This window comes from Streptomyces sp. 8P21H-1 (assembly GCF_013302945.1).
In genome coordinates this window covers 1-2,461 of the sequence record NZ_JABTYA010000058.1, presented here as the reverse complement: position 1 = coordinate 2,461, position 2,461 = coordinate 1, and the positions used below count along the sequence as shown (strand labels likewise).

2 protein-coding genes are annotated in these 2,461 nt (G+C 74.7%); one reads left to right on the top strand and one right to left on the bottom strand.

Translation table 11 applies throughout. The features are described from left to right. Nucleotides 1–807 (bottom strand): polyprenyl synthetase family protein (locus HO151_RS01105; RefSeq protein WP_173894273.1); only part of this gene is annotated, 807 nt, incomplete at its 3' end. A gap of 365 nt (nt 808–1,172) precedes the next feature. Between HO151_RS01105 and HO151_RS01100 the strand changes: the two genes are divergently transcribed. Then, nucleotides 1,173–1,796, top strand: coding sequence for an RNA polymerase sigma factor (locus tag HO151_RS01100; protein WP_173894272.1), 624 nt, complete (start codon nt 1,173–1,175; stop codon nt 1,794–1,796). Nucleotides 1,797–2,461: the final 665 nt, after the last annotated feature.

Here is a 2,461-nt window from a genome sequence, read left to right as displayed (position 1 = left end):
GCTGCGCGCGGCGTCCGCCCCGGCGAGCGCGGCCCCCAGCGCCAGCGGGCGCTCCACGGAGTACAGGGCGCTCTTGAGGCAGGCGGCCCGGAGCGCGCGGGCCAGGGAGCGCGAGGAGGTGGCCTGGCCGTGGACGTCCAGGTACTGCCCGGCCACCATCTCGGTGCGCATGGCGCTCCACAGGGTGCGTACGGCGGCCGGTGCCCCGTCGAGGGCCGCGACCATGTCGTCCGCCCAGGCCAGGGCGAGGTCCCCGGCGAGGATCGCCGCGGCCTCGCCGAAGCGCGGGCCGAGCGCGGCCGGAACGGCACCGGCGTACTGGGCGGTGACGTCCGCGTGCAGGGCGGGCCGGCCCCGGCGCAGCTGTGAGCCGTCCATCACGTCGTCGTGTACCAGGGCGCAGGTCTGGATCAGTTCGAGCGCGGCACCGACGCGGAGGGCGGCCGCCGCCTCCTCCGGCCCGCCCCCGCAGGCGCGCAGCGCCCACCACACGAAGCGGGACCGCGTGCGCTTGCCGCCGTCCAGGGTGAAGCGCGCGACGCGCTCGGCGAGGTCGCGGCCGAACACCGGGTCCAGGGCGATGGCCCGTCCCGTCCGTTCGGCCAGTTGGTCCTCCAGGACACGCCCCACGGCCGCGGACACGTCACTGTCGATGACGTGCAGGTCGGCCGCGGTCGGCGGGAAGCGCGGAGAAGGGGGTTCGGCATGCGGGGACGGGGACTCGGGAGCATGCGGGGACGGGGACTCGGGACGAGAGCCGGGCGCCCGCCCGGCCGCAGAGTGATCCTTCGCCTCGCTGGAGCGCATCCCGGTTCCTCTCGTCGTGATCGCATATGTGTCTGACGGAACGCTTTCCATGGCAAGGGCGTCCGCGGATGCGCCGGACGGGGGAGAAGGCACGACCGGTTTTCGCACAAGGGGCCGATCGGGCGATGAAGTGCCGTGACGTGCCGCCGGACGGCCGAAGAGGCGCCGGGGAAGAGCCGGAGAAGTCCCGAAGAAGCACCGAAGAAGTGATGCAGAGACGATGCAAGTTGTTGCGCCGCTTGGAGGTCTCGCAGGGTTGAGGAGCCGGGGCCGCCGGAGCGGCCGGCAGCCGGCACCCGTGGGGTGGGCCATGAGGGGTACCCCGCGGAACGGAACGGTCAAGGCCCATACGAGGAGCGGGGAACATGGCTGCACAGCAGGTCACCGAGCGGGCCCCGGACAGCGTGCCGCTGTGGGCCCCGGCATGGGAGCACCTCGCCGACGAGGAACTCGCCGAGCGGTTCGCGGCCGGTGACGAGGCTTCACCCGCCGCCGTCTACCACCGGTGGGGCGCCCTGGTGTACACCCTGGCGCAGCGGTCGCTCGGGGACGTCCGGGAGGCGGAGGACGTCACGCAGACGGTGTTCCTGGCCGCGTGGCGCGGGCGTGCGGGATTCGCCCCCGAGCGCGGTGCGCTGGGGGCCTGGCTCGTCGGGATCACCCGCAGGAAGATCGCCGACGCGCTGTCCGCGCGCACGCGGCGGACGGAGCTGGTGGCGGCCGCGGGGGCGCGGATGTCCGTCGGTCCCGCGGCCCATGACACCCAGTCCGCCGTGCTCGACCGGGTCGTCCTCGGAGAGGAACTGGCCCGGCTGCCCGCGGCCCAGCGCCGGGTGCTGACCCTCTCCTTCTACGACGACCTGACGCAGACGCAGATCGCGGAGCTCACGGGGTGGCCCCTGGGCACGGTGAAGAGCCATGCCAGGCGCGGACTCCAGCGGCTCGGCAGGTGCCTGGAGGAGCACGGGGTGCAGGGGTACGGGGAGTAATACGCTGCACTAACGATGCGAGTGGTTTGGGGGTGGCCCGGCAGGCGGCGACCGTGGCTGGTGGCTGGTGGCTGGTGGCTGGTGGCTGGTGACCGGTGGCCGGTCGCCGGCGACCCGACGGCCGGGGGTCGAGGAACGCGCCGCCGCGACAGGGGCCGGTCACCGTCCGCCGTCGCGTCCTCGACAGGAGCCGGCCGCCGGTCGCCGGTCGCCGGCCGCCGTCCCGTCCGCGACGGCGGACGGTGCATCCGGTATCCCGCCCCCGGCTGTAAAGAGGCCGACGGAACTGCCCGTTCCGAGGCCTGTGCGACAGGCCGTGGGCCGAGAGGAGGCGGCGGCGTGGGCGATCACCGGGCGCGGTGCCACATCCCGGACACGGAGCTGGCCGTCCGCGCACTCGACGGCGGCCGGACCGACTGGAGCGCCTCGGCCGCGCGTCATCTGAGCCGGTGCCGTGCGTGCCGTGACCGGCTCACCGCCTATGAACACGTCGTCGGGGCAGGCCGACTGACCCAGCCGGGCCAGACACTGCAGGAGCCTCCCCCCAGGGTGTGGGCCGCGGTCCGGAGCGGCATCGCGACCGACAGCCTCCGCACGCCGCCTTCGAGCCGGCCCCGCGTCCGTGCCACGCCGCCGCCGGACCGGCCCCGCGTCCATGCCGTCCG

Bases quoted from the DNA above. Each gene is read 5' to 3' on its own strand.
- HO151_RS01100 (WP_173894272.1), top strand. From the start codon at position 1,173: ATGGCTGCACAGCAGGTCACCGAGCGGGCCCCGGACAGCGTGCCGCTG.